Annotated in this window: 27 protein-coding genes and 1 tRNA gene; 10 read left to right on the top strand and 18 right to left on the bottom strand. The window is 63.0% G+C overall.

Annotation, left to right across the window (positions count from 1 at the left end; genetic code table 11):
* Positions 1-5: 5 nt before the first annotated feature.
* Positions 6-1,574, top strand: coding sequence for an FAD-dependent monooxygenase (locus NLY43_RS17790; protein ID WP_031199011.1), 1,569 nt, complete (start codon positions 6-8; stop codon positions 1,572-1,574).
* Between the two features lie 71 nt (positions 1,575-1,645).
* Here NLY43_RS17790 and NLY43_RS17785 read toward each other — a convergent pair whose 3' ends face one another.
* Positions 1,646-3,241, bottom strand: coding sequence for a DHA2 family efflux MFS transporter permease subunit (locus NLY43_RS17785; RefSeq protein ID WP_023710411.1), 1,596 nt, complete (start codon positions 3,239-3,241; stop codon positions 1,646-1,648).
* Positions 3,242-3,262: 21 nt separating this feature from the next.
* Positions 3,263-4,444, bottom strand: a complete 1,182-nt coding sequence (locus NLY43_RS17780; RefSeq protein WP_023710412.1) for an HlyD family secretion protein — start codon at positions 4,442-4,444, stop codon at positions 3,263-3,265.
* Positions 4,445-4,590: 146 nt separating this feature from the next.
* Here NLY43_RS17780 and NLY43_RS17775 point away from each other — a divergent pair, with 146 nt between their 5' ends.
* Positions 4,591-5,334, top strand: a complete 744-nt coding sequence (locus tag NLY43_RS17775; protein ID WP_023710413.1) for a TetR/AcrR family transcriptional regulator — start codon at positions 4,591-4,593, stop codon at positions 5,332-5,334.
* A 66-nt stretch (positions 5,335-5,400) separates the two neighbouring features.
* Here NLY43_RS17775 and yihA read toward each other — a convergent pair whose 3' ends face one another.
* The 6 genes from yihA to rpmH form a co-directional block, all read right to left on the bottom strand.
* Positions 5,401-6,060, bottom strand: coding sequence for a ribosome biogenesis GTP-binding protein YihA/YsxC (yihA, locus tag NLY43_RS17770; RefSeq protein ID WP_023696022.1), 660 nt, complete (start codon positions 6,058-6,060; stop codon positions 5,401-5,403).
* Positions 6,057-6,695, bottom strand: coding sequence for a CatB-related O-acetyltransferase (locus NLY43_RS17765; protein WP_023681358.1), 639 nt, complete (start codon positions 6,693-6,695; stop codon positions 6,057-6,059). The genes yihA and NLY43_RS17765 overlap by 4 nt, the downstream gene beginning before the upstream one ends.
* Before the next feature lie 318 nt (positions 6,696-7,013).
* Entirely contained in the window at positions 7,014-7,580 is a 567-nt protein-coding gene (locus NLY43_RS17760) for a fasciclin domain-containing protein (protein ID WP_023673244.1), read from the bottom strand.
* Positions 7,581-7,920: 340 nt separating this feature from the next.
* Entirely contained in the window at positions 7,921-9,735 is a 1,815-nt protein-coding gene (gene yidC, locus NLY43_RS17755) for a membrane protein insertase YidC (protein WP_023681359.1), read from the bottom strand.
* Positions 9,736-9,749: 14 nt separating this feature from the next.
* Positions 9,750-10,103, bottom strand: a complete 354-nt coding sequence (rnpA, locus tag NLY43_RS17750) for a ribonuclease P protein component (protein ID WP_023710414.1) — start codon at positions 10,101-10,103, stop codon at positions 9,750-9,752.
* Positions 10,104-10,119: 16 nt separating this feature from the next.
* Positions 10,120-10,254, bottom strand: a complete 135-nt coding sequence (gene rpmH / locus NLY43_RS17745; RefSeq protein ID WP_008833937.1) for a 50S ribosomal protein L34 — start codon at positions 10,252-10,254, stop codon at positions 10,120-10,122.
* Positions 10,255-10,621: 367 nt separating this feature from the next.
* Here rpmH and NLY43_RS17740 point away from each other — a divergent pair, with 367 nt between their 5' ends.
* Together NLY43_RS17740 and NLY43_RS17735 are read left to right on the top strand one after the other, a co-directional pair.
* Entirely contained in the window at positions 10,622-12,154 is a 1,533-nt protein-coding gene (locus NLY43_RS17740) for an ATP-binding protein (RefSeq protein ID WP_023672265.1), read from the top strand.
* 195 nt (positions 12,155-12,349) lie between these two features.
* A tRNA-Arg gene (locus NLY43_RS17735) sits at positions 12,350-12,426 on the top strand.
* A 296-nt stretch (positions 12,427-12,722) separates the two neighbouring features.
* Here NLY43_RS17735 and NLY43_RS17730 read toward each other — a convergent pair.
* The gene (locus NLY43_RS17730) at positions 12,723-13,265 is read right to left on the bottom strand and encodes an autotransporter (RefSeq protein ID WP_023672266.1); all 543 of its coding nucleotides are present in this window, start codon (positions 13,263-13,265) and stop codon (positions 12,723-12,725) included.
* 147 nt (positions 13,266-13,412) lie between these two features.
* Between NLY43_RS17730 and NLY43_RS17725 the strand changes: the two genes are divergently transcribed.
* On the top strand, positions 13,413-14,141 hold the full coding sequence (locus NLY43_RS17725; RefSeq protein ID WP_023672267.1) for a GntR family transcriptional regulator: 729 nt from the start codon (positions 13,413-13,415) through the stop codon (positions 14,139-14,141).
* Positions 14,142-14,171: 30 nt separating this feature from the next.
* Here NLY43_RS17725 and NLY43_RS17720 read toward each other — a convergent pair whose 3' ends face one another.
* Both NLY43_RS17720 and NLY43_RS17715 read right to left on the bottom strand, forming a co-directional pair.
* Entirely contained in the window at positions 14,172-15,062 is an 891-nt protein-coding gene (locus NLY43_RS17720; protein ID WP_023672268.1) for a sigma-70 family RNA polymerase sigma factor, read from the bottom strand.
* 32 nt (positions 15,063-15,094) lie between these two features.
* The gene (locus tag NLY43_RS17715) at positions 15,095-15,403 is read right to left on the bottom strand and encodes a hypothetical protein (protein WP_023681378.1); all 309 of its coding nucleotides are present in this window, start codon (positions 15,401-15,403) and stop codon (positions 15,095-15,097) included.
* Between the two features lie 147 nt (positions 15,404-15,550).
* On the opposite strand from NLY43_RS17715, the gene NLY43_RS17710 reads away from it, so the two are divergent.
* From NLY43_RS17710 to NLY43_RS17700, 3 genes are read left to right on the top strand one after another with little or no spacing between them, the layout of a single operon-like run.
* A complete protein-coding gene (locus tag NLY43_RS17710; RefSeq protein WP_023672270.1) occupies positions 15,551-15,916 on the top strand; it encodes a VOC family protein in 366 nt (121 codons plus the stop codon).
* A 53-nt stretch (positions 15,917-15,969) separates the two neighbouring features.
* Positions 15,970-16,476 carry an alpha/beta fold hydrolase gene (locus NLY43_RS17705; RefSeq protein WP_198025534.1) on the top strand — a complete coding sequence of 169 codons (507 nt, stop codon included), beginning with the start codon at positions 15,970-15,972 and terminating at the stop codon, positions 16,474-16,476.
* A complete protein-coding gene (locus NLY43_RS17700) occupies positions 16,424-16,807 on the top strand; it encodes a hypothetical protein (protein WP_198025535.1) in 384 nt (127 codons plus the stop codon). Before NLY43_RS17705 ends, NLY43_RS17700 begins: the two co-directional genes overlap by 53 nt.
* 85 nt (positions 16,808-16,892) lie before the next feature.
* Here NLY43_RS17700 and NLY43_RS17695 read toward each other — a convergent pair whose 3' ends face one another.
* The 4 genes from NLY43_RS17695 to NLY43_RS17680 form a co-directional block, all read right to left on the bottom strand.
* Positions 16,893-17,879, bottom strand: coding sequence for a Gfo/Idh/MocA family protein (locus NLY43_RS17695; RefSeq protein ID WP_023681380.1), 987 nt, complete (start codon positions 17,877-17,879; stop codon positions 16,893-16,895).
* Positions 17,880-17,957: 78 nt separating this feature from the next.
* Complete coding sequence (locus NLY43_RS17690) at positions 17,958-18,533, bottom strand: YceI family protein (protein WP_023681381.1); 576 nt, start codon at positions 18,531-18,533, stop codon at positions 17,958-17,960.
* Positions 18,534-18,602: 69 nt separating this feature from the next.
* Complete coding sequence (locus NLY43_RS17685; protein WP_023681382.1) at positions 18,603-19,181, bottom strand: cytochrome b; 579 nt, start codon at positions 19,179-19,181, stop codon at positions 18,603-18,605.
* A gap of 58 nt (positions 19,182-19,239) precedes the next feature.
* Positions 19,240-20,130, bottom strand: coding sequence for a LysR family transcriptional regulator (locus NLY43_RS17680; RefSeq protein WP_023710415.1), 891 nt, complete (start codon positions 20,128-20,130; stop codon positions 19,240-19,242).
* Positions 20,131-20,226: 96 nt separating this feature from the next.
* On the opposite strand from NLY43_RS17680, the gene NLY43_RS17675 reads away from it, so the two are divergent.
* The gene (locus tag NLY43_RS17675; protein ID WP_023710416.1) at positions 20,227-21,222 is read left to right on the top strand and encodes an aldo/keto reductase; all 996 of its coding nucleotides are present in this window, start codon (positions 20,227-20,229) and stop codon (positions 21,220-21,222) included.
* 61 nt (positions 21,223-21,283) lie between these two features.
* Here NLY43_RS17675 and NLY43_RS17670 read toward each other — a convergent pair whose 3' ends face one another.
* Both NLY43_RS17670 and NLY43_RS17665 read right to left on the bottom strand, forming a co-directional pair.
* Complete coding sequence (locus NLY43_RS17670; protein ID WP_031199013.1) at positions 21,284-21,472, bottom strand: hypothetical protein; 189 nt, start codon at positions 21,470-21,472, stop codon at positions 21,284-21,286.
* A 327-nt stretch (positions 21,473-21,799) separates the two neighbouring features.
* Positions 21,800-22,402: a nucleotidyltransferase family protein gene (locus NLY43_RS17665; protein ID WP_023710418.1), complete on the bottom strand. Its 603-nt coding sequence runs from the start codon at positions 22,400-22,402 to the stop codon at positions 21,800-21,802.
* A gap of 153 nt (positions 22,403-22,555) precedes the next feature.
* Between NLY43_RS17665 and NLY43_RS17660 the strand changes: the two genes are divergently transcribed.
* Entirely contained in the window at positions 22,556-22,933 is a 378-nt protein-coding gene (locus NLY43_RS17660; RefSeq protein WP_023710419.1) for a helix-turn-helix domain-containing protein, read from the top strand.
* 105 nt (positions 22,934-23,038) lie between these two features.
* Here NLY43_RS17660 and pheT read toward each other — a convergent pair whose 3' ends face one another.
* A complete protein-coding gene (gene pheT, locus NLY43_RS17655; RefSeq protein ID WP_023710420.1) occupies positions 23,039-25,447 on the bottom strand; it encodes a phenylalanine--tRNA ligase subunit beta in 2,409 nt (802 codons plus the stop codon).
* Positions 25,448-25,449: the final 2 nt, after the last annotated feature.

The raw sequence follows: 25,449 nt of genomic DNA, 5'->3' as shown, positions 1-25,449 counted from the left end.
AACCTATGCAACTAACTGAAGCACGGGCTCGCGACGGCGAGCCCAAATCGACCTCCAAATCGACCGACGGTGTTGATGCGGACCGGCCGCGAATATCCCATTCCGTGGTGATCGCCGGCGGCGGCCCGACCGGGTTGATGCTGGCCGGCGAGCTTTCCCTGGCCGGCATCGATGTCGCCATCGTCGAGCGGCGCGAGAACCAAGACCTCGCGGGCGCGCGCTCGGGCGGCCTGCATTCGCGCACCATCGAGATCTTCGACCAGCGCGGCATTGCCGATCGGTTCCTGTCGCAAGGCCAGACCGCACAGGTCGCAGGCTTCGCCGGCGTTTCGCTTGATATCAGCGACTTCCCCACCCGCCACAATTACGGGCTGGCGCTGTGGCAAAAGCACATAGAGCGCATCCTTGCCTGCTGGGTCGAGGAGCTTGGCGTCACGTTCTACCGTGGCCGCGAGGTGACAGGCTTGGTGCAGGATGGCGGCGGCGTCGATGTCGCGCTGAGCGATGGCGGGTCGCTTCGTGCCGATTATCTCGTCGGCTGCGACGGCGGCAGAAGCCTCGTGCGCAAGGCGGCGGGCATCGAGTTCCCCGGTTCCGAGCCGACAACCAGCAATTTGATCGCCGAGATCGAGGTAACGGAAGAGCCGCAATGGGGTATCCACCGCGATGCCATCGGAATTCACGGCCTCAGCAGACTGGAAGACGGTACGGTGCGGGTGCTGGTGACCGAACGCGAGGTCGGGACCGGCGGCGTGCCCACATTGCATGAGCTCAGCGAGGCGCTCATTGCCGTCTACGGCACCGATTACGGCGTCCACAATCCAACATCGCTGGCCCGCTTCACCGACATGACCCGGCAGGCAGCCTCATACCGCAAGGGGCGGGTGCTGCTCGCCGGCGACGCCGCGCATGTGCATCCACCGGACGGTGGACAGGGGCTGCAGACCGGCGTGCAGGACGCGGTCAATCTGGGCTGGAAGCTCGCCCAAGTGGTCAGGAAAACTGCGCCCGAAAGCCTGCTCGACAGCTACCAGGCAGAGCGCCACCCGATTGCCGCGCGTGTGATGAAAAACACCATGGCGTCGGTCGTGCTCCGTCGCGAAGACGAGCGCACCAAGGCGCTGCGCGATACAGTGTCGGAACTTCTCGGCATGGAAGAGCCGCGCAAGCGTTTTGCCGGCCTGTTGTCCGGCCTGGACATCCACTACGATATTGGCGAGGGGCATCCGCTGCTGGGGCGTCGCATGCCGGATCTCGACCTCGTCACCGCTGCCGGTCCGCTGCCGGTTTTCGCCCTGCTGCACGACGCTCGGCCGCTGCTGCTTAATCTTGGTGAGCCCGGCGCTTTTGGTATCGGCCAGTGGGTGGAGCGGATTCAGCTGGTCGACGCCAGCTACGATGGCGCGTGGGAGCTTCCGGTGCTGGGGGCAGTCGAAGCCCCACGCGCAGTGCTGGTCCGGCCTGACGGTTATGTGGCCTGGGTCGGCGGCCCTGAAGCAGCCGGGCTAACCGACTCGCTGACCAAATGGTTTGGGCCGCCTCGACCAAGGAGCTTGACAACGATCGATGCTTAAGCGTGACCCCGGAAATCGGGGGTGATTTCCGGGGTCACACATGAGGGCGCCAGGCGGGGGATCCGGCGCGCTCAATGGCCTCCGCCACCGCTGCCCGCGGGCGGCGCCGGCTTGGCGATGACCAGGGTGAAGACCGCCATGGTCGCGAACAGCACGGTCAGCATGGTGAACACGTCCATGAACGACAGCAGCGACGCCTGCTGCTGGACCATGCCCGACAGTTTGGAGATCGCCGCCTTGGTGGCGTCGAGGCCGGGAGTCTGCTGGAAGTCGAGCGTCATGTTCTGCAGCTTGGTCTGCGCCGCCGCACTGCCCCATTCCACATGCTCGGCCAGCCTGGCGTAGTGGAAGGCGCTGCGATCGATCAGCACGGTGTTGATGACGGCAAGGCCGACCGCACCGCCGAGGTTGCGGGTCAGGTTGAACAGGCCCGACGCGTTCTTCAGCCGGTCCGGCGGCAAGGTGCCGAGCGCAATGTTGTTGATCGGCACCATGCACAGCATCATCGAGCTGCCGCGCAGGATCTGCGGGATCAGCAATTCCCAGAAATCCCAGTCGGCGGTCAGATGCGTCATCCACCATGTGCCGGCAGCGAAGCCGAACAGCCCGATCATCATCATGATGCGCAAATCCATCTTGCTCGACAGGATGCCGGAAATCGGCGCAGTGACGAACATCGCCAGGCCGCTGACGAACAGGGCTTCGCCGATCATCAAGGAATCGTAGCCGCGGATGCGTCCGAGGAACACCGGGTAGAGATAGGTCAGACCGTACAGGCCGATGCCGATGACGAAGGAGAACAGCGAACCGAAGGCGAAATTGACGTTGGTGAAGGCCCTGAGATCGACGATCGGCTCCTCGGCGGTGAAGGCACGCCAGAAGAACAGCGCCGCACCGACAACCATGATGATGGCGCACATGAACACGGCCTGTTCCTGCAGCCAGTCATGGTTCGGACCTTCCTCGAGCACATATTCCATGCAGCCGAGAAACGCCGCCATGCCGGCAAGGCCCCACCAGTCGAACTTGCTGAACAGGCCGAGATTGGGCTTGTCAAAATCGATCAGGGTCCAGGTCGTGACCGTCACCAGAATGCCTGGAATGACATTGATGAGGAACAGCCAGTGCCACGACATGGCATGGCTGATATAGCCGCCGACGGTCGGGCCGATGGTCGGCGCCAGCGTCGCCACCAGGCCGATCATCGGCGACACCATGGCGCGGCGCGACGGCGGGAAGATGGTGAAGGCGGCGGCGAAAACGCTCGGGATCATGCCGCCGCCGATAAAGCCCTGGATGGCTCGGTAGACGATCATCTGGTCGATGTTGGTGGCGGTCGCGGCCAGCGCGCTGGCCGCCGTGAAGCCGGCCGCGGCGCCTGCAAACAGCACGCGCGTCGACAGCATCCGGCTGAGGAAGCCCGACAGCGGGATCATCACCACTTCGGCGATCAGATAGGCGGTCTGCACCCATGGGATTTCGTCGGAACTGGCGCTGAGGCCGGCCTGGATCTCGGCCAGCGAGGCTGAGACGATCTGGATGTCGAGGATCGCCATGAACATGCCGAACACCATCGCCAGGAAGGCGATGAGGCGGCGCGTCGAGATGGTCGTCGGCACCGCTGGCATGGCCGGCGCCGCTCCTGCTGTTATGGTTGCGGTTGCCATGGCGTTGCTCCCGGCTTTCGCTCAGTTCGCCGCGGCCGGAGCCGTGCGGCTGTCGACGGCGACAACGACGCTCAGGCCGGCGCGCAGCCTGCCTGCCTTCAGCACATCGGCCGGGACGTCGATGCGAACCGGGATGCGCTGCACCACCTTGGTGAAGTTGCCGGTGGCATTTTCCGGCGGCAGGAGCGAGAACACGGCACCCGAAGCCGGCGCCAGCGACGACACCGTGCCTTCGAAATCATGGCCGTCCGTGGCGTCGACCGAGACCCGAACCTTCTCGCCGGGCACCAGCTTGGCCAGCTGCGTCTCCTTGAAGTTGGCAACGATGTAGAGCTTGTCCAGCGGCACCACGACGGCGAGCTTCTGGCCGGGGCTGACGAGGTCGCCCTGCTCGACCGAGCGGTTGCCGACGACGCCGTCATAAGGCGCCTTGAGCACGGTGAAGGACAGATCGCGCGCGGCCTTGTCGCGGTTCAGCCGCAGCGAAGCCAGCGTGCTGGCCGATTCGGCGCGCTGCGCTTCGAACACGCCGATATTGGCCTGTGCGGCTGCAATCTGCGCGTCGGCGCCGACAAGGGCCGCATTGGCCTGGTCGAGAGCGGTCTGGGCATCGTCCAGTTGCGCCTGCGTGCCGACATGCGTCTTGACCAGTTGCGCGGCGCGCTGCTGGGCGCGAGCGGCGTTGTCGGCTGCCGCCTGGTCGGCGACCTTGTGCGCCTGCGCCTGTTGCAGCGAAGCTTGCGCCGCCTTGGTCTGCGCGTCGATACGGTCGAGCGTCTTGGCCAGCGTGGCGATCTGCGCCTCCGCCTGGGCAACGGCTATTCTGTAGTCGCCGTCGTCGATCGTCAGCAGCGGATCGCCGGCCTTGACCTGCTGGTTCTCCGAGACCTTGACTTGATCGACATAGCCGGAAATCTTCGGCGAGACGAACGACATGTCGGCCTGGACATAGGCATCGTCGGTCGAAATCAGGAACCGGCCGTCGGTCCAGTAATTATAGCCATACCAGGCGCCGGCACTGAGCAGAGCGAGGCCGATGATCGGCAGCATCAACGAGCGAGCCGACCGCTTCTTCTTGGCCGGCACCTCGGCCAAAACTTCGGCGGCAGGCTTGATGGGCGCTTCCGGCGCTTCGATAACCGGCGAGACCTTGGCGTTGGGAAAGGGGCGGACTTCGGCGGTGGTTGGCGTGTTCGAGGACATGATATCTCGCTACCGTAGCTACATAAGGAAAATGTGTTATACTGAACCGTTCGGTTCGATGCGAACGTTGACATAGCGCTAAGGCGGGCCCATATCAAGAGCAATCGAACCGCTCGGTTCGAATTATTTCGCGAGGTGTGACTTTAATGGCCGACACGTTACCCGACGTCGAAAATGATCGGTGCGATGTGCTGGATAGTGCGCGTCGCGGCCGCCCGGCGGCGGGCCAGGATCCGGTCAAGCGCAGCCAGATCATTGAGGGCGCGCGGCGCGTGTTCATCGACAAGGGCTTCGAAGCGGCGTCGATGAACGACATTACCCGCGAGGCCGGCGTCTCCAAGGGCACGATCTATGTCTACTTCGCCAACAAGGAAGAGCTGTTCGAGGCGCTGATCGAGGAAGAGCGCGGCACCATCTTCAAGAACATGTACGACATGCTCGACCGCGCCGACGATCTGCGCCAGACGCTGGTGAAATTCGGCAAGGTGCTGTCGATGAAGATCACCTCGGCCAAGGTCATCCAGGCGCAACGCACCGTGATCGGCGCCTCCGACAGGATACCGGACATGGGCGCGCGGTTTTACGAACGTGGCCCCAAACGCGGCCACGACAAGGTGGTCAAGTTCCTCAATGCAGCCATCGAACGCGGCCTGCTCAAGATCGATGATGTCGATCTTGCCGCCTATCAATTCACCGAACTGTGCCTCGCCGGCCTGTTTCGCCAGTGCATCTTCGCCTACCGCACCAAGGCGCCGAGCCAGGATGAAATCGACCACATCGTGCGGTCGGGCGTCAGCCTGTTCCTGAAGTCCTACGGCACCGAAAAGCTTGCCGAGGAAGAAAGCCATCAGATGATCGCGCTCGAGGCGAAGTCCAAGGCAAAGGCCTAGTTAGCCAAAGGTCTTTTTTCGCAACTCCGGACGGAAAACCGCTTCACACTTTTCCCGGAGTTGCTTTTAACCGCCATTGGCCGCCAGCACGATCGCCGCGCGCAGTTCGTCCAGACCCTCGCCCTTTTCCGACGACGTGGCGAGCACGAACGGAAACGCCGCCGGTCGCTTCTTGATCTTCAGTAATGTCTCTTCGATCAGCCGCGGCACGCCGGCGGCCTTGATCTTGTCGGTCTTGGTCAGCACGATCTGGTAGGACACCGCCGCCTTGTCGAGCAGTGACAGCACCTCGTCGTCCTTGGCTTTGATGCCATGCCGGGAATCGATCAGCACATAGACTCGCTTCAGCGTCACGCGGCCCTTGAGATAATCGAAGACCAGCTTGGTCCAATCGTCGACTTTTTCCTTCGGCGCGCTGGCATAGCCGTAGCCCGGCATGTCGACCAGCGCCATTGGCGGCAAGTCGGTGCCTTCGCCGGAAAACCCGCCCGGCACGAAATAGTTGAGCTCCTGCGTGCGCCCCGGCGTGTTGGAGGTGCGCGCCAGCCCGTTATGGCCGACGAGCGCATTGATCAGCGACGACTTGCCGACATTGGAGCGGCCGGCAAAGGCGATCTCAGGCGGCCCCTCCGGCGGCAGGAACTTCATCGCCGGCACGCCGCGGATGAAGATCCACCCCTTGGTGAACAGGTCGGTGCCGATGACGGTGTTGCCCAGCGCGTTCAAATCGCTGCCTCCAGCCTGGAAATATCGGCGCCCCGAATGGCGTTGAGGTTGCGGCCGATCTTGTCCACCGGCCAGTTCCACCACGCCACGGAAAGCAGCCGCCTGACCGTCCTGTCGTCGAAACGCATCTTCACCACCTTTGCCGCATTGCCGGCGACGATCGCATAGGCCGGCACGTCATGCGTCACCACCGATTTCGCCGCCACGATGGCGCCATTGCCGACCGACACGCCGGGCATGATCACCGCATCCATGCCGATCCATACATCATTGCCGACCACCGTGTCGCCGCGCAGTTCCTGCGACCACGTCTTCGGGTCGAAGCCTTGCTCCCAGCCATGGCCGAAAATGTTGAACGGATAGGTGGAAAAGCCGGACATGGCATGGTTGGCGCCGTTCATGATGAAGCGCGCGCCCTCGGCGATGGCGCAGAACTTGCCGATGATCAGCTTGTCGCCGATGAAGGGATAATGATGCAGCACGCACCGCTCGGCGAATTTGTCCGGTCCGTCAGGATCGTCATAGTAGGTGAACTCGCCGATCTCGATATTCGGCGCGGTGACCAGGGGCTTGAGGAAGCCGACGCGGGTGTGCATCGGGATCGGGTGTTTGATGTCTGGGTTGGGTCCGTCCATGGCGAGATCCGTCGAGAGTGGCGCAAATTAAAGCCGCCATTCGAGATGGCGTGATCCGCCCTATAGCACCAATCGCCCGATGAGCGAGCCCTGCTGGGCTTCGATGTTCAGTTCGTGCCGCGGCAGATCACGATCAGGTCGACCGCCGCCGTCGGCTAAGGCGCCCTGAAACAAAAAAAACGGGGCCCTGCGAAGGACAAGCAGGACCCCGGTGGTGTCGAAGACGGCTTCAAAAGAATGGCACCTCCTCGTGAGGTGGGGAAGGCAGACCGAGAAAGCCCGTCGCAGCCCGCCGTCATTCCCCGTTGCGTAAAGCCGTTACTTCGGCAACAGCACCTTGTTGACGACGTGGATGACGCCGTTCGACTGGTTGACGTCGGCGACCGTTACCTTGGCGGCGCCGCCGGATTCGTCGACGATATAAAGCGCGCCTTTTTTTACCTCGGCGATCAGCGTGTCGCCGCTGACGGTCTTCATTTCATACTTGCCACCCATCGCCTTGGCCTTGGTCATCATATCCTTGGCCGAGATCTTGCCGGCCACGACATGGGCGGTCAGGATCTTGGTCAGCTTGTCCTTATTTTCGGGCTTCACCAGCGTGGCGACGGTGCCGGCCGGCAGTTTCTTGAAGGCGGAATCGGTCGGCGCAAACACCGTGAAGGGTCCCGCGCTTTCCAGCGTGTCGACCAGGCCGGCGGCCTTGACGGCGGCAACCAGCGTCTTGTGGATCGGCGAGTTGAGGGCGTTCTCGACGATGTTCTTCGAGGTCAGCATCGCAGCGCCGCCAACGGCGGGATTGGCGAGCGTATAGGCCGTCGTAGCTGCGAGGCCCGATAGAGCCAGGCCGGCGGAAAAGCAGAATGCCTTGAGGATGGACTTTGCCATTGGAGAACCCTTCTGGTGCGACAATTGTTGATTCGATTGTCGGGAAGAGTTACGCGGCGATTGCGGGAAAGTTTCGGTGCAGAGTAAAAAAGGATAATGATAACAAATATTTAAAGGCGAATGCCCATTCCACGCGCCGCATCCCCGCGATGGACATGACGGGGTCACGGATCAAAAACAGCGGTCTTCGGATTAGAGCTGATCGGTGTTGATCGGCCTTGGCGGTACAAGCAGCAGCCACGCCGGTTGCACGCCGCAAGTTTCGCGCCTCACGGGAACGTGATGCGCGCCTCGTCCACAAAAAACACCGGACGAGCCGGGGCTTTGATTGCCACGCTGTTTATTCAGCTGGCGAGGGTTTCTTTCGGAACAATGCCGTCAGATTGTCCCACAATTCGATCTTGGCGCCCTGGCGCTTCATGATCACGCCCTGCTGCAGGATCGACAGCGTGTTGTTCCAGGCCCAGTAGATGACGAGGCCGGCCGGGAAGCTGCCCATCATGAAGGTGAAGATCACCGGCATCCAGGTAAAGATCTGCGCCTGCGTCGGATCCGGCGGGGTCGGGTTCATGCGCATCTGCAGGAACATGGTGATGCCCATCACCACCGCCCAGGCGCCCATATGCGGCAGGAAGGCCGGTGGCGCGAAGGGCAGCAGGCCGAACAGGTTGAAGACCGAGGTCGGATCGGGCGCGGCCAGATCCTGGACCCAGCCGAAGAACGGCGCGTGCCGCATCTCGATGGTGATGTAGAGCACTTTGTAGAGCGAGAAGAACACCGGGATCTGCAGCGCCACCGGCCAGCAGCCGGCGAGCGGATTGATCTTCTCGGTCTTGTACAGCTCCATCATCGCCTGTTGCTGCTTCATCTTGTCGTCCGCGTATTTCTCGCGGATCTCGAGCATCTTGGGCTGCACCTTCTTCATGTTCGCCATCGACGCATAGGATTTGTTGGCGAGCGGGAAGAAGAGGGTTTTGACGACGACGGTGGTGGCAAGGATGGCCAGACCGAAATTGCCGAAGAATTTGTACAGCGTGTCGATCAGGTAGAACATCGGCTTGGTGATCCAGATGAACCATCCCCAATCGATCAGCCGGTCGAACAGCCTGATCTGGCGGTCCTGGGCGTAGGCGTTGATCTTGTTGACTTCCTTGGCGCCGGCGAAGATCTCGGTCTCGACCGTCGCCGACTGCCCGGCGGCAATGGTGATCGGGTCGGTGAGGAAGTCCGACTGGTAGCGCGGGCGGCCATTGTCGTAATAGGCATAGTGCGGCTGGAACGGCTGCTTCTCGGTCGGCACCAGGGTAACCGCCCAATATTTGTCGGTGATGCCAAGCCAGCCATCGGTCGATTTGCTCGGCGTATAGAGCTTGTTCTTCTCGATGTCGGCGTATTTGTGCTCCTGCAGGCCTTCGGTTCCCGTGACGCCGATCAGGCCTTCATGCAGCACATAGGAGCTGGCGACGGCCGGCTTGTCGAAACGGATGACGCGGCCGTAATTGGACAGCGTGACGGGGGTCGAGCCTGAATTCTGCACCGCATCGGAAACGGTGAACATGTAGTCGCCGTCGACGGAGATCGTGCGCTTGAAGGTCAGGCCCTTGTCGTTGGTGAAGGTCAGCGTCACTGGCGTCGCCGGCGTCAGCGTCGCATTGCCGTCGACGCTCCAGACCGTTTCCGGGCCCGGCACCGTGCCGGTCGTGTCGCTGCCGACAAAGCCGATCTCGGCATAATAGCCGGTGGGCAGCGCCTGCGGATTGAGCAGCTGGATCTGCGGCGATGTCTTGTCGACCGTCTCGGTGTAGTGCTTGAGCTTTAGGTCGTCGAGGCGGGCGCCGGTGAGGTTGATCGAGCCCGACAGACTCGGCGTGTCGATGTTGACGCGGGCCGTCTTGGCCACTTCCTGCGCGCGGCCTTCCGGCGTCGTGACATAGGTGCCGGGCGCGTTTGGAATGGCGCCGGGCGCTGCGGGCGCCGGCGTGCCGCCGGGGTTGGCGGCCTCGGCCGCCTTCTTCTGCTCCGCCGCCCGCTGCTCTTCGATGCGGGCCGCCTCGCGCTGCTGTTCGCTGCGCGGCAGCACATAGAAATATTGCCACAGCCCGAGGATTAGCACCGACAAGACGATGGTGATGTAGAAGTTCCGGTTGTTTTCCATCGAAAGCCCTTGGCCTATCGTGTTCCGCTGAGACGGCGGGAGAGTTCGGCCTTCAACTGGCCGAACGGAATGGGGAGCACGTCTTCACGCCCGACGATGACATAGTCATTGCCGGGCGCCATGTCACTTGCGGCATGGGTGCGCACGGCTTCTTTCAGCCGCCGCCTGACGCGGTTGCGGACAACCGCATTGCCGACCTTCTTGGTGACGGTGAAGCCGACGCGCGGCGGCAGGCCGTCATTGCGGTCGAGAACTTCGACGAGAAAAAGCCGCCCGCGCCGCTTTTCACCGCGGCGGACGGCCAGGAATTCCGCACGTTTCAGAAGCCGCTTGGGGTTTGGTCCCACTGGCTTGCCGGTTGCGGGCAACGATCTCGTCTTCCGTTCAGGCGCTGAGCCGCTTGCGGCCGCGGTTGCGGCGAGCTGCGACGACGCCGCGACCACCCTTGGTGGCCATGCGAGCACGGAAACCGTGCCGGCGTTTGCGGACGAGTTTGGACGGTTGGTAGGTACGCTTCATTTGTTTTAATACCGCGGGGTGCGGCCCTTCTTGATTCTGTCACTGTGTAACAGGAGCTTTGCCGGGCCGGCATTGGCGCGATCGAAACCGCGCCGGGACGAATGGCCCGAGCGTGAGCGGCTTATAGAAAGAAGGGTTTTGGGAGTCAATCCAGCGCGAACTATGAGTTCGTCGCAGCGCGAACGCCAGTTCGTCGCAGTGCGAACTGCCAGTTCGTCACGACGCGACACCCCGTTCGTCGCGGCGCGAACACCCAGTTCGAGGCTATCTTTATTGCTGGCACCATCGTCCAACGAAGGATGAAATTGGCAAAAAAGCCGCAATCGCCTAATCTCAACCGATCAAGCGTTTGTGAATACAGGCCTTAATGAGCGAAGTTGCATCAGCGGATGAAGGGAGCGGCCCGGCGACAGCCGATGCCAGCCCGGCGACCGTTCGCCCGGTTGCGAGCCGTTCGGTGCCCAATCGTTCAGTGCCCTTGGCGCGCGGCCTGTCGACCAAGCTGCTCTTGCTCACCATTGTCTTCGTGCTCCTGGCCGAAGTCCTCATTTTCCTGCCCTGGATCGCCAGCTACCGCCTGGCCTGGCTGAAGGAGCGGCTAAGCACCGCTGCCGCGGTGTCGATCGTGCTGGTGCAGGGTGAGCCCAATTCGCTCTCCCGCGCCGCCCAGAACGACGTGCTGATGGCAATCGGCGCCAAGGCGATCGCGGTGCGCGACGGCGGCGTATCGCGCCTGCTGGTGGTGGCCGAGATGCCGCCGCAGGTCGACGAGCACATCGACATCGCCAATGTCGGCATGATCAAGGGCATGACCGGGGCGCTGGATACGCTGTTCTTCGGCGGCAAGCGCATGCTGCGGGTGTTCGGCCCGGTCGGCGACAGCGACAAGGAATTCGAGCTGATCATGCCCGACTATTCCCTCCGCAACGCCATGCTGCGCTATTCGCGCAACGTCGCCTTCGTCTCGCTGCTGATCTCGCTGTTCACCGCAATGCTGGTCTATGCCGCGATCGACCTGATCATGATCGGCCCGATCCGCACCATGACGCGCTCGATGCTGTCCTTCTCCGAGGCGCCCGACGATCCAGGGCGCATCATCCACCCGGCCGCCCGTGCCGACGAGATCGGCGTTGCCGAGCGCGAACTGTCGCAGATGCAGGAACGGCTGCAAAAGATGCTGTCGGAGCAGAAGCATCTTGCCGATCTTGGCCTCGCCGTCTCCAAGATCAACCATGACATGCGCAACATCCTGGCCTCGGCGCAGCTGATGTCGGACCGCCTGCGCCTGGTCAAGGACCCGACGGTGCAGGCCTTCGCGCCAAAGCTGTTGCGCGCGCTCGACCGCGCCGTCTCCTATTCCGAAGGTGTGCTCCACTATGGTCGCACGCAGGAGCCGGCGCCCTCACGCCGCCGCTTGCGGCTGCGCCAGCTGGTCGACGACGTCCACGGCCTGCTCGACATCGAGGACGGCATCGAATTCGTCAATGCCGTCGAGCTCGCCTTCGAGGTCGATGCCGATTCCGACCAGCTGTTTCGCGTGCTCACCAATCTGTGCCGAAACGCGGTGCAGGCGATGGCGGCCGACGCCGAGAGCGCGCTGGTGCGCCGGCTCGCCGTATCGGCCGAGCGCATAGGCAGCGTAAGCCGCATCATTGTCACCGACACCGGTCCCGGCCTGCCGGCGAAGGCGCGAGAAAACCTGTTCGCGGCGTTTCGAGGCTCGGCCCGCAGCGGCGGCACCGGCCTTGGCCTGGCCATCGCGCACGAGCTGATCCGCGCCCATGGCGGCACGGTGGAACTGGTCGAATCGATCGGCGGCCGCACCACCTTCGCCGTCACCATCCCCGACCAGCCGGTCCGCCTCGACCAGGCCCGCAACGGCCTGCGCCGCCCTGCCTGAGCTGTATTGATATTCAGCCGAAGCCGGACTGAGCTGAATCTCAGCACCCCTTTGATCGGCACCGTCGAAAGCAGCTGCGACAAAACTTTTGCCGGATTGGCTTGCTTTTCGGAAATTCAGTCGCTAGGGAACACGTCTTGTCGCGGCCGGTCGTCAGGATCGGTTAGCGGGGCTATGTAAAGCATGGCCTGTTGCGCGCCCGTAGCTCAGCTGGATAGAGCACCAGACTACGAATCTGGGGGTCAGGAGTTCGAATCTCTTCGGGCGCGCCATTTCCGCCGAATCTGCGATTTCCTGCGATCCGCTTTCGGTCTTGGGCTCGCATATGAAGAGCAGGTCGCGGAACACGTTGCCGAGCACCGCCTCATCCGAGTGCTGGAGAACTGGACGCCGCCTATTCCGGGCTTCTTCATTTATTACCCCAGTCGTCAGCCTGACTGCGCTATAAACGCGCTGCGATGTTCTTGAAACGGGAGAGTACGCGGCGACCGTTATCTGGGCGCAGCGACGCTGAATGCTCATTCACGCCGCCGCGCAGCACGCTCACTTTTCTTCCGCCTTTCCCGGATCAGGGCCCAATAGGCCTCGCTCCAGCCAGATACCGCTCATTGTCAAACGGCTCGGCGTGGGTGCTGCCCGGGCTCCACATGTGGCGGTGGGTCTCGGTCAGATTGCCGAGATAGACATGCAGCGCGCCTGAGCGGGCGATGCCGGTGTTGGCCACCGCGTGCACGGTATCAGGGGTCATGTGCACCACCGCGGGCGCCGCGATGTCGTGGCGTTCCGGCGCATCGATCTCGCTGCCGTCGACGGGATAGATGAAGTTGGTCTCGCTGCCCTTGTAGATGCCGATCAGCGCATCCATCAGATGGTTGTGCGGCGGGTACCGCAGGCCGGGCGACAGCGTGATGTGGTAGATGGTCAAGTCAGGGCTGGCATGCAGCAGCACCTCATCGTCGTCTTCCTCATGCGCGAGCACGCCTGATGCATGGAAGCGGTCGGTGTGTTCGCGCAGCACCGCCTTGACCCGTTCGATGGCATGAGCACCTTTGGCTGCGTTGACGATACCGGCGGTTACGGCGTAGAGAGGCGAGTTGGCGGCAAGAGACATTTGTCGTCATCTCCATTGGGAAGCTCAACCAATACAGCTGAGATGCTCAGGCTAGCGAATGCCGACAGACCCGTCAACCGGATGGTCGAAACGGGCAAGCAGACTACGCGGGCAGACTACGCGGGCAGACCACACGGGCAGGCAGATATGGCTCTTCCGAAATCAGTGTCACCGTCCGCCGTCAAGGCGCCGTCGACCGCCGACATATTGCGCAGCGAGGAAGCTTATGAGCAGCTGAAGAGCGACATCGTCGCCTGCGTCCTGCAACCCGGCGAAAGCCTGACCGAAAAGCAGATCGGCGACCGCTACCAGATCAGGAAGGCGACGATCCGCTCGGCTTTGGCCCGCCTGACGCAGGAAGGGCTGATCAAGAGCGAGCCGCGCCGCGGTTATGTCATCGCACCGCTTAGCCTGCGCGACGTCAACGAGATCTTCGACCTCCGCAGCCTGATCGAACCGGAAGTGTTCCGGGTGGCCGCGGCAAACCTCACCGAACGCGGGCTCGACGACATCAGGCTGGCGGCGCAGAAGGTGCTGAAGCCGGAGACGCTGCGCAGCCATGTCGCCTTTCTGGCGGCCGACCGCGCCTTTCGCCTGGCCCTGGCTGAACTCTCCGGCAATCTGCGGCTGGTTCGCCTGCTCGACCAAACGCTCGACCAGTCGGAGCGTGTCCTCCATCTCGGCTTCAAATCGCGCGACTTCACGCAAGCGATCATCGGCCAGCAGAAGGAGTTGGTGCTTGCCTGCGAGCTGGCCGAAGTCTCGGCCATCGCAAAGCTTGCCCGCTCGCAGTGCCTGTCGCTCAAGAAGCAGGTGCTCGAGGCCTTGCTCGCCGGCTCCAAGCTGCAGGACGCCAATTTGCAAAGCTTCGCCTGAGGCGCGAAGTCCGCGCTCTCTGGCCGATGCTTACTCGTCGATGAAGCGGATGTCCGCATCGGCAAGGCAATAGGGCGCGTAGCGGAAATCGCGGATATGGCTGACCTTTCCATCCTGCCAGTCGACCAGCATGAAGCCGCGCACGGCGTCATCTCCCGTTTGCGGGTTGCGGATCAGGATGGCCGGCCTGCGGTCGACGAAGCCGAGCGACAGCGCCCAGTCCTGGACACGGTCGTAATTGCCGAAATAGTTGGAAACCTGCGCCTTGCCGCGCATGCGGGTGCGGTTGACGACTTCAAGCTGGATATCCTCGGCGATCAACGCGCGCACGGCGTCGAAGTCGCGCGCGTTGAACAGGTCGACATAGCGGCGCAGGCGCCGCTCGTCGTCGGCGTCGAGCTTTGGGGCAGGCGCCTGCTCGTCCTGTGACGCCAGCAGGCGCAGCTGCGACCGCCCGCGATGCAGCGCTGCCTTGGTCGCGGCCAGCGTCGCGCCGGACACTTCGCAGGTTTCGTGCAGGCTGAGGCCAAGCACGTCGACAAGGATCACGGCGCTGCGCTGCACTGTTGCCAGCTGCATGAAGCTTCGCAGGCTGGCGGCGGTGGCGAGCCTCGCATCGGCGCTTGCGGAGGGGTCTTCGATCGTCGTCATGTCGGTCTCGCTCATGCGCGCCTGCTCCCGCTGGCGCCGGCGCAGATGATCCTGCGCGGCATTGTGGGCTATGCGGAACAGCCATTGCTCCGGACGCCCAACGGTGGCGTCGCCGTCGATGGCCTGCAGTGCCTTGATCAGTGTCTCCTGGACGATGTCCTCGCCATCGATCACCGAGCCGGCCATGCGGGCGCAGTAGCGGTGCAGCTTCGGTCGCAAGGCGCCGAGCATCGCCTCCAGGGCAACGCGGTCGAGTTTTGCTGTGTTCATCCTGTCCGTTCCCAAAATGCCGGTCTTTGCATTCAAGCCGGCACGACCTCGCCGGCCAGCATACGATAATTGCCGACGATCTTTGCCGGCGATCTGGCAAGCGGCGTCGAGCGGCGCCCGGCATGATCGGCGCTGAAGGCCTTGAAGGCTGCGAGCCCCGTCAGGCCGTCGCCATCCTGGCTGACAAGATGGATGAACTCGCCATTCTCCAGTTCCAGGACGAGGTAGCGCACGGATTGCGGCTTCGTGTCGTCGAGTGCCTCGAACACCTGTGCAACCAGCATACGGTTCTCGGCGATGCTTTCGTCCTTCACGCCGTAGCGGATGAGATTGTAGCCCATTGTCGTCTCCTGTTTTTCAACTCTGCACAGAGAAGACGTTTCGCGGCCTCGAAAAGATTCGTCGCCCGGCGAATCTTTTCGATCGTCCGGATCGTCTTTCCCGTCGACGGCTGCGCGGCAGCCGTCCAGGAGCAGGAGAGACCCATCATGCACATCCAGTTTGCCGAATTGCCGGTGTTCGACCAGGACCGCGCCAAGGCCTTCTACACCGGACATCTTGCTTGCCAAGTGGCGGAGGACCAGCTGATGGGCGACAGCGGCTGGCGCTGGATCGAGCTGACATTTCCCGGCGCCGTCACCAATTTGCATTTCGTCAAACGCCCCGATGACACGCCGGGCACTGAGCCCGTGCTGGTGCTCGTTGATGGCGATGTCGAGGCAACGGTCGCGGGCCTGAAGGCGCGCGGCGTCGAAATCATCACCGAGCCGCAGGAAGCGCCTTGGCAGCCGGGCCGCACAGTCGCCGAATTCCGCGACAGCGAGGGCAACCGCATGGTTGTCGCCAGCAAATGATCGGACCCGGCGCAAAGCCGAACTTTGACATGAGAACAACAGGAGAGATGGACATGACCCCCCAAACGTCGACGCTGAAAGTACCGGGCGCCAGCCTCTATTATGAGATGCGCGGTTCCGGCCCCGTACTGTTGATAATCCCCGGCGGACCGCAGGACGCCGGCGTCTTCGCCGATGTCGCGGGCCACCTCGCCGACCGCTACACGGTGGTCGCCTATGATCCGCGCGGCAATTCGCGCAGCACCTTCGACGGAGAGCCGCAAGAGCAGGACCTCGATGTCCATGGCGACGATGCCGCGCGATTGATCGAGGCGCTTGGCGCCGGACCGGCCTATGTGTTCGGCACCAGCGGCGGCGCCCAGATCGGGCTCAACCTCGCCGCCCGCCATCCCGGCCGGGTTCGTGCACTGGTGGCGCATGAGCCGCCCAGCATGATGCTGCTCGACGACCCGTCGCCGCATGCGCGACCTGCACGACACCTATCGCAGCCAGGGTGTCGAGGCGGCGATGCAGAAATTCTTCAGCGAGAACAGCCTGTCGGAAGGGCCGGGTCAGGATGAAGCCGGGCCGCAGGACGGACCGCCTTCGTTCGAACCGTCGCCCGAGGAGGCCGAGACCTTTGCCAGGGTCAGCGGCAATTTCGAATACTGGCTGGCGCATGGCGTCATGCCGCTGTCGCTCTACCGTCCTGATATCGAGGCGCTGCGCGGCCGCCCGGTCGTGGTCGGCATCGGCGAAGAGTCCATCGGCCAGCCGATCGACGGCATGGGCAAGGCGCTGGCCGACGGGCTCGGCAGCAAGCGCGCCGCCTTCCCCGGCGACCACATGGGCTTTGCGCCCTATCCCGACCGCTTCGCCGAGACCTTGCACCTGACGCTCAGAGGCGCGTGAGATCGTCAGTTCAACAGGAAAGGAGCGTCCGCATGCACAATGCGGACGCCCTTCTCCCATGAAATTACCCGCTAAGATTGCTGTATCAGACGGCCTCCCAGCCTTCCTTGCCGCCGGCGCGGAAGATGGCGTCGATGACCTTCTGGTTGAGCACGGACTCCTCCAGCGTGAAGACACGCTCCTTGCCACCCTGTGCCGCCCTGGCAAACGTCTCGACCTCGCGCCGGTATTGCTGCGTGCCGGGAAAGCGGAACACCTGCGCCTCCGTATGGTTCTGGTTGTGCAATTCGATGCGGTGATGGTCGTAGAGCCCGGCATTGAACGGCGAGAACACCTCGATGAAACCCTTCTCGCCGTGGAACACCATCACCTGCCGCGCCGCCATCTGCGTCGACAGATAGAAGGACAGTTCGAAATCGCCGAAATCGGCGCGGATCGAGGAATAGATGTCGGTGCCGAATTTCTTGTCGCGCTCGATCGTCGCCTGCACGCGCAGTGGCTCCTTGCCGCTCGAAAACCGCGTCGACACCGTCGGATAGACGCCGATATCAGGCAGCGCGCCGCCGCCGAGATCGAGCTGGTTGCGCATGTTGGTGGGATCGACATTGTAATAGGAGAAGGCGCCCTGCACATGGCGCAGCCGGCCGATGGCGCCATCGGCGATGAGATCGCGCACCTTGATCCATTGCGGGTGGTAGATGACCATGAAGGCCTCGCAGACCAGCACCTTCTTCTGGTCGCGCAGCTTGATCAGCGGTGCGATATTCTTGGCGTCGAGCGCCAGCGGCTTTTCCACCAGCACATGCTTGCCCGCTTCGATGGCCTTGGCCGTCCACTCGACATGCTGCGAGGTCGGCAGCGGGATGTAGACGCCGTCGACGTCTTTCGAAGCGAGCAGCTCCTCATACGAACCAAAGGCATGCCTGGCGCCGAACCGCTCGCCCAGGGCCTCGGCCTTCGACAGGTCGCGGCTGGCGATCGCGGACAAAACGCCATTCTCTGCCTCGACGATTGCCGGCAACAATTGCTCGCGGCCGATCTTGGCCGTCGACAAAACACCCCATCGGAACATCAGGCTTCTCCTATCGATTTACAGGCGAGGAGGTTTGCCCGAAATTGCAGGAAAAGCCAATGCGGATCGCTGGTCCTGCTAGCCTCGCTTGCCCGTTAGCGTCATGTCGAAATTGACGATATTCGAATAGATCGGCGTGCCGACATCCATGCCGTACCGGGAGCGCAGCACCTTGCCGGTGACGTGGAATTTAATGACGCCGCCCTTCAGCCCGCCGAGCTCGGCAGTGAACTTTTCCGCAAACGTCTTGCCGCGCGCCGTCAGCCGGCCGCTGACCAGCGCCGTGGTGTCGCTGGTTCGGGTTACGCTGGTCGAGCGGAACTGGATTTCGGGGCTGTTGGCCACGTCGAACACCGCATCGGAGCGCAGGAAGGCGTCGATGCGGCCCTGGCCGGTGCCGACGCTTTCGGGATAGATGGTGAAGTTGACCGCGGAACGGCCGACATCGCTGTTGTCGATGCGGATGGAGCCCTTGAAGCGGCCAAAGGCGCCGTCGAGGCCGCCGCCACCGACCTTGCCGATGGAGAAGCGAATGCTGGAGCTGGCCGGGTTGACCGTGTAGCTGCCGGCGGCGTCGCCGAGGTCCACAGCGGCGGAGACAGGCATGGCAAGGCAAGCGGCAACAGCCGCCAATCCGAAGATGCGCGCATACATGGGTTTTGTCCTTACTGGGGCAGGCGAAGTGTTGCGCCCTCACTCCAATGAACGAATGCGCGGCGCGCGCTATTCCATGTCCTGATCTGACGAAGGCGTGATCATGCGCGTGAGCACGCTGTCGCGCAGCCAGAAATGATGCCGCAGCGCCGCCAGCGCATGCAGCGCAACCAAGGCAATGCCGGCATAGGCGAGATACCAGTGTGCTGCCGCCCAGAAGTTTTCCGCCGCATCGGACACGCCGAGCGGCAGGTTCGGCATCACGAAAAGGTTGAACGGCATGCTGGGGATCTCCAGCATCGACACCGAAACCAGTGCCCAGCCGGACAGCGGCACCGCGAGCTGGAAGCCATAAAGTGCCAGATGCGCCAGCGGCGCCGTCCGACGCTCCAGGCCTCCGACCGAGGCCGGCAAGGCCGGGGCCGCATTGCCGAGCCGCCAGGCAATGCGCAGGATGAGGAGGCCGAGCAGCAGGAAGCCGAAGGATTTGTGCAGCTGGATCAGCTCGAAGGCGGTGCGCTGGCTGGTCAACCGCACCATGATGAAGCCGAGCATGAACTGGCCGATGAACAGGATGCCGATCAGCCAGTGGAGGACGATCGCCGCCCAGCCGTAGCGGGTTGAGTTGTTGGTGATGAATGCCGGCATGGCTGGTGAACGAATGGCAGCTGGGCTTTCTTCCACCCTCCCCACAAGGGGGAGGTGGCTAAGCACCGACCTTGAAGAAATCCACAAACGCCCGCAGCGCCGGGCGCATCTGGCGGCGGCTGGGGTAGTAGACGAAGAAACCGTCGAAGGGCGGACACCAGTCTTCCAGCACGCGGATCAAGCGGCCGTCGGCGAGCGGCGCGCGCACATAATCGTCGAAGACGAAGGCGAGCCCTGCGCCGTCGACCGCTGCCTGGGCGATCAGATGGTCTTCGTCGAGGATCAGCGGCCCTTGCGCCGCGATCTCGATCTCTTCGCCATCCTTCTCGAATTCCCAGCGGTAAAGAATGCCGCTGGAAAAACGGAAGCGGATGCAGCGGTGGTCGGCAAGATCGCGCGGATGGCGGGGTCTTGGCATGGTCGCGAAATAGGATGGCGCGCCGACCGCGGCGCCGCGAAGGTCCGGTCCGATGCGCACCGCGATCATGTCGCGCTGCAGGCTCTCACCGAGCCGCACGCCGGCATCGAAGCCGCCTTCGACGACGTCGGTGAAGCGATCCTCGATGACGATTTCCAGCACGATGTCGGGATAGGCCGCGGCAAAGCCGCCGAGCCTGGGCGTCAATGCCAGGTGGGCCGCGGTGCGCGGCACGGTCAGCCGCAGGTTCCCGGCCGGCCGGTCGCGCGCCTCGATCGCCGTTTCCAGCGCCAGATCGATCTCGGACAGCGCCGGCCGCAGCCGTTCGAGCAGCTGCGCGCCCTCCTCCGTTGGTGCCACGCTGCGGGTGCTGCGCGCCAAAAGCCGCACGCCGAGCCGCGCCTCCAGGCTGGACACGGCATGGCTCACCGCTGAAGGCGCAATGGCCAATTCGCGCGCCGCGCCACGAAAACTGCCGCATTGGGCGACTGTCGCCAGCACAGCCAGTTGAGAAAGATGCGCTCGACTCATTGATCTATTTTATAGAACAGCCCGTGCGAATGACAGCCAATTATCGAACGTAAGACCAGGCACTATCTCTCCTTCATCGCAACAAGGAGACGCGCCATGAAAACCCGCAAACTTGGTACTGAACTCGAAGTCTTCCCCGTCGGCCTCGGCTGCATGGGCATGAGCTTCGCCTATGGCGGTCAGGCAGAGGCCGACGCAATCGCCACTTTGCGCCGCGCTGTCGAGATCGGCGTGACGTTTTTCGACACGGCCGAAGTTTACGGCCCCTTTGAGAACGAGATACTTCTCGGCAAGGCGTTGAAGCCGGTGCGCGACAAGGTGACGATCGCGACCAAATTCGGCTTCAAGATTTCCGAGGAAGGCTCGGGCCTCGGGCGCATGGTCGGCGTCGACAGCCGTCCCGAGCACGTCAAAGCGGTGGCGGAAGCCTCGCTGAAGCGGCTCGATACCGATGTCATCGACCTCTACTACCAGCATCGTGTCGATCCCAACGTGCCGATCGAGGACACGGTCGGCGCCATGGCCGAACTGGTGCGCGACGGCAAGGTACGGGCGCTGGGCCTGTCGGAGGTCAGTGCCGCCACCATCCGCCGGGCGCACGCCGTGCATCCGATTGCTGCCGTGCAGAGCGAATACTCGCTGTGGAGCCGCGACCCCGAAGACGAGGTGTTAGATCTCTGCCGCGAACTCGGCATCGGCTTTGTCCCCTACAGCCCGCTCGGCCGCGGCCTGCTTACCGGCACCATCGCCAAGCCCGAGGCCCTGAGCGACGACGACTGGCGCCGCACCTTGCCCCGCTTCCAGGCCGACGCCATGGCGGCCAATGCCAAGGTGATCGCCACGCTGGAAAAGCTGGCGACGGAAAAAGGCGTCACCTCGGCGCAACTGGCGCTGGCCTGGGTGCTGCACCAGGGCGACTTCATCGTGCCGATCCCCGGCGCGCGGAAAATCCGCCATCTCGAGCAGAACACGGCGGCGGCCGGGATCGAGCTGAGTGCGGCCGAAGTGGCGGCGATCGGCGATGCTCTGTCGCCGGACAAGGTGGTGGGTAAGCGGTACACCGAGGAATTGCTGGCGCTGGTGAATGGGTGAGTTTGCAGCAATAGCCAGATCAAAAGGGGCTGAACCATGCGGCTCAGCCCCTTGTCTTCAGCTAGGCGTACTGAATGAGAACCCAGGTAACTGCCTTTCCCTTGTACGGAGGGAAAGTATTGCCCTTCGCAAAGGGTCCAGTGGTGGAGTCGCGAGGATCGTCCACCTTCCAGACGCCGCTCTCGGGGCAGGTTTCTCCGGTACGCTTCTTGGTGCCAAGCGGCACCTTGGTCAGGCCATAAACGCTCATTACTTTGTCCTTCCATTGTGGACAACAAAGCCGAGGGTTGACGCGGCGAATCAGCCGTGATTCAGTGATCACGTCTTTAATCGAGACCGGCCCAGCTCCCTCGACGGGTTAATTGCTGGGTCTGACCAAAGGTCGGCCGCAGACTGCAATCTGTGGTCGACCCATTCTTTTAGCCAGCCCTCAAAAAGAAACACGATTCTGCATTTGAGTCCATCTGGCGCAACGATATTTTGTGGCCTCCACACTGATGGACACATTATCTTGTGGATTTGGTCGATGACCGCTTGAAAATTGCAGCGAATCGACACCTTCGACCTTTGTGAAAAATCACCAAGGTACAACCGATATCTCTGGCCAGGTATCCTTGGCACGCCTGCCCTTGGCCTCATGCGTCTGCTGGTTGTCCATCACCCGGTTCGGCGTGATGCGAAACGAGAAGATATCGTCGAGTCCAAACGGCGCCACCAGTTCAAGCTGCCCATCCGCGTCGTAGCGAACGCCAACCGCGTGAGTCCTCGAGGCGAAAAAGCGGAGCGCGTGGCTGGAGCTGGTATAGCGCGGGCAGGGCCGGCCGAATTTCTGCGGATACCACAGATGCACCCGCGCCTGGTTGCGCACCTCGACCGGTAGCGGCAGGCCGGCGAAGACCGTAGCGGTGCGGGCAATCACACCGTCCTCGGCCTCGTAGGACAGGTCGCTGTCATCGAAGTAGAAAAGATCAACATCCTTGATGCCGTAGCCCGATGGCTTGCCGGTCAGATGGTTCCAGACGGAATTATAGAGCGCGCCTGAAACCACCAGCCAATCCGGCAGGTCAAGCGAGCGTGCCTGCGCCAGCGCGTCGCGAACCAGTGCATCCGCCGACACGATGGCGAGAAGCGCTTCGCGTTGTGCTTCGAACGAGAACCCGGAATAGCGCAGATGATCCATCACCCTTTGGAGGGCGATTCGCTGTCGATCCGCAATCCGGACACTTGAGATCTTATCTCATTGCGGAGTCAGAATTCGTACTGAGTATGAAGAAAACTCTTGCGTACTCAGTACGCAACTGATACTCCGTGCCACGAAAATGGAGATTCCAATATGACACCGGAACAGTTCAAGGCTTGGCGCAAGGATCTCGGGCTATCGCAAGAAGCTGCAGCCGCAGTTCTCGGCGTCTCACGTGGTTCCATCGAAAATTACGAGCGCGGTAGCAGGCGCGAGGATCAACGCCCCGTCGAGATACCTACCAACGTCGTTCGGCTTGCGGTGCTCATCGCATACCGAAAGGATATCAACGCCCGGATCGAGGTCCTCGAACGGCAAGTTGAATTGCTTGAAACAGGGCATTTGAAAACAAGAGAAAGCACTATCGAGCATCCCGAATGGCGCGACACCACACAAACAGATATTGAGCACGCCCAGGAACACATCAGGACGTATCAAGGTATTCTGTCGAGGCTGGACGTGACCGCGTAGGAGCCCGCGCGGTTTTACGACCTGAGCTTCCGTTTCAATCCGGCCTTGCCCTAGCAAATCAACTCCCAGTAGGAGGGCGATTCGCCACCCCTGCCGGCAATCCCTTTACGTCCTCAGCACGCCGCCCGTCTGCTTGCCGACATTGTCGACGATCCGCTTGGCCAACGCCTCGAAATCCTCGTCGGTGAGCGTCTTTTCAACCGGCTGAATCGACACTTCGATGGCGATGGACTTCTTGGCGGCACCGAGTGAAGCGCCCTCGAAGACGTCGAACACCGAGACGCCGGTGACCAGCTTCTTGTCGGCGGCGAGCGCTGCCCGCACCAGCGTGCCGGCCTCGACCCCTTTGTCGACGACGAAAGCAAAGTCGCGCTTCACTGCCTGGAAGGCGGAGAGCTCCAGCTTCGGCTTGGTTTTCGTCGGCTTGGCCTTCGGCTCCGGCACGGCGTCGATATAGACCTCGAAGCCGCAGATCGGTCCGGAAACGTCCAACCCCTCCAGCGTCTTGGGGTGGAATTCGCCGAACGTGCCGAGCACGGTCTTCGGGCCGAGCTTGATCGTGCCGGAGCGGCCGGGATGGTACCAGGCCGGACCGCCTGGCTGGATCTGCAGCCGGTCGACCGGCGCGCCGCAGGCTTCCAGCGCTGCAATCGCATCGGCCTTGGCGTCGAACACGCCAACCGGGCCTGCATTGCCGGCCCAGCTGCGGCCGGAGCCGTCGAGCTTGGCGGTGCCGCGCCGCACGCCGGCGGCGACGCGTCGCTGCTGGTCGGGGCCGTCGCCCTCATAGGTGCCGGAGACCTCGAACAGCGCGACGTCGCCAATGCCCTTGTCGGCGTTGCGCTGCGCGGCGGAAATCAGCCCGGGCAGCAGCGAGGGACGCATGTCGGACATGTCGGCGGCGATCGGGTTGGCGAGCTTCAGCGCCGTCTGGCCACCGCCGAACAGTTCGGCGTGCCTGGCCGGGATGAACGACCAGGTGACGGCTTCCATCATGCCGCGCACGGCGAGCGAGCGCTTGGCGGTGCGGGTGCGGACCTGCAGCGTGGTCAGGATCTTGGAATTGACCGCATCATGCGCGCCCAGCGGTTGCGGTGCGATGTTGTCGACACCGTGGATGCGCATGACTTCCTCGACCAGGTCGGCCTTGCCGTCGACATCCGGGCGCCAGGACGGCACCGCTACATCGACGACATCGCCCGAGCCCTGCGGCTTGAAGCCGAGGCGCGACAGGATGTCGAGGCTCTCCGCCCTGGGCACCTCGATGCCGGTCAGCCGCTTCACTTCCGAAAGCGGGAAGGAAACGGTCTTCGGCGTATGGCCGGCGTAGCCGACGACCTCGATTTCCGTCGGCTCGCCGCCGCAGAACTCCAGCACAAGCTTTGTCGCCAGCTCGACGCCGGGCACCATGAATTCTGGGTCGACGCCACGCTCGAAACGGTAACGGGCATCGGTGATGATGCCGAGCGTACGGCCAGTGCGGGCCGTGGTGATCGGATCCCAAAGAGCGGATTCGATCAGCACGTCCGTGGTGCTCTCGTCGCAGCCGGAATGCTCGCCGCCCATGACACCGGCGATCGATTCGACGCCATTATCATCGGCGATCACGCACATCTGCGGCGTCAGCGTGTATTCGCGCCCGTCAAGCGCCAGCACCTTCTCGCCGTCGCGTGCGCGGCGCACGACGAGATTGCCGGCGACCTTCTTGGCATCGAACACATGCAGCGGCCGGCCACGGTCGAAGGTGACGTAGTTGGTGATGTCGACCAGCGCGCTGATCGGGCGCAAGCCGATGGCGATCAGCCTTTGCTGCAGCCATTTCGGCGACGGCCCGTTCTTCACGCCTTTCACCAGGCGCAGCGCGAAACCGGGGCAGAGCTCCGGCGCCTCGATGGTCACCTTGACCGGCGTTTCACCTTTGCCAAGGACCGCTTCGACCGGCGCGGTCTTGAGCCGGCCAAGCCCGCTTGCCGCCAGGTCCCGGGCGACGCCGTAAATGCTGGTCGCATCCGGCCGGTTCGGCGTCAGATTGATCTCGATCACCGGATCGTCGAGATGCGCGTAAGCCGCGAAGCTGGTGCCGACAGGCGCATCGGCCGGCAGGTCGATAATGCCATTGTGCTCATCCGACAGCTCCAGCTCGCGCTCGGAACACATCATGCCATGGCTCTCGACGCCGCGGATCTTGCCGACGGTCAGCGTCACGTCGATACCGGGCACATAGGCGCCGGGCGCGGCGAAGGCGCCGATCAGGCCGGCGCGGGCATTCGGCGCACCGCACACCACCTGGACAGGGGCTGCGCCATTGCCGGTGTCGACGGTCAGCACCCGCAGCCGGTCGGCGTCGGGATGCTGCACCGCCGTCAGCACCTTGGCGATGACGAACGGCTTCAGGCCGGCCTTGTCGTCGACATGCTCGACTTCGAGGCCGATCGAGGTCAGCCTCTCGACGATCTCGTCGAGCGTGGCGTCGGTGTCGAGATGATCCTTGAGCCAGGAAAGGGTGAGTTTCATCA

Origin of the sequence: Mesorhizobium sp. C416B, assembly GCF_030323165.1 — a bacterium.
Classification (GTDB): Bacteria; Pseudomonadota; Alphaproteobacteria; order Rhizobiales; family Rhizobiaceae; genus Mesorhizobium.
This window is presented reverse-complemented; position numbering and strand designations above follow the sequence as displayed.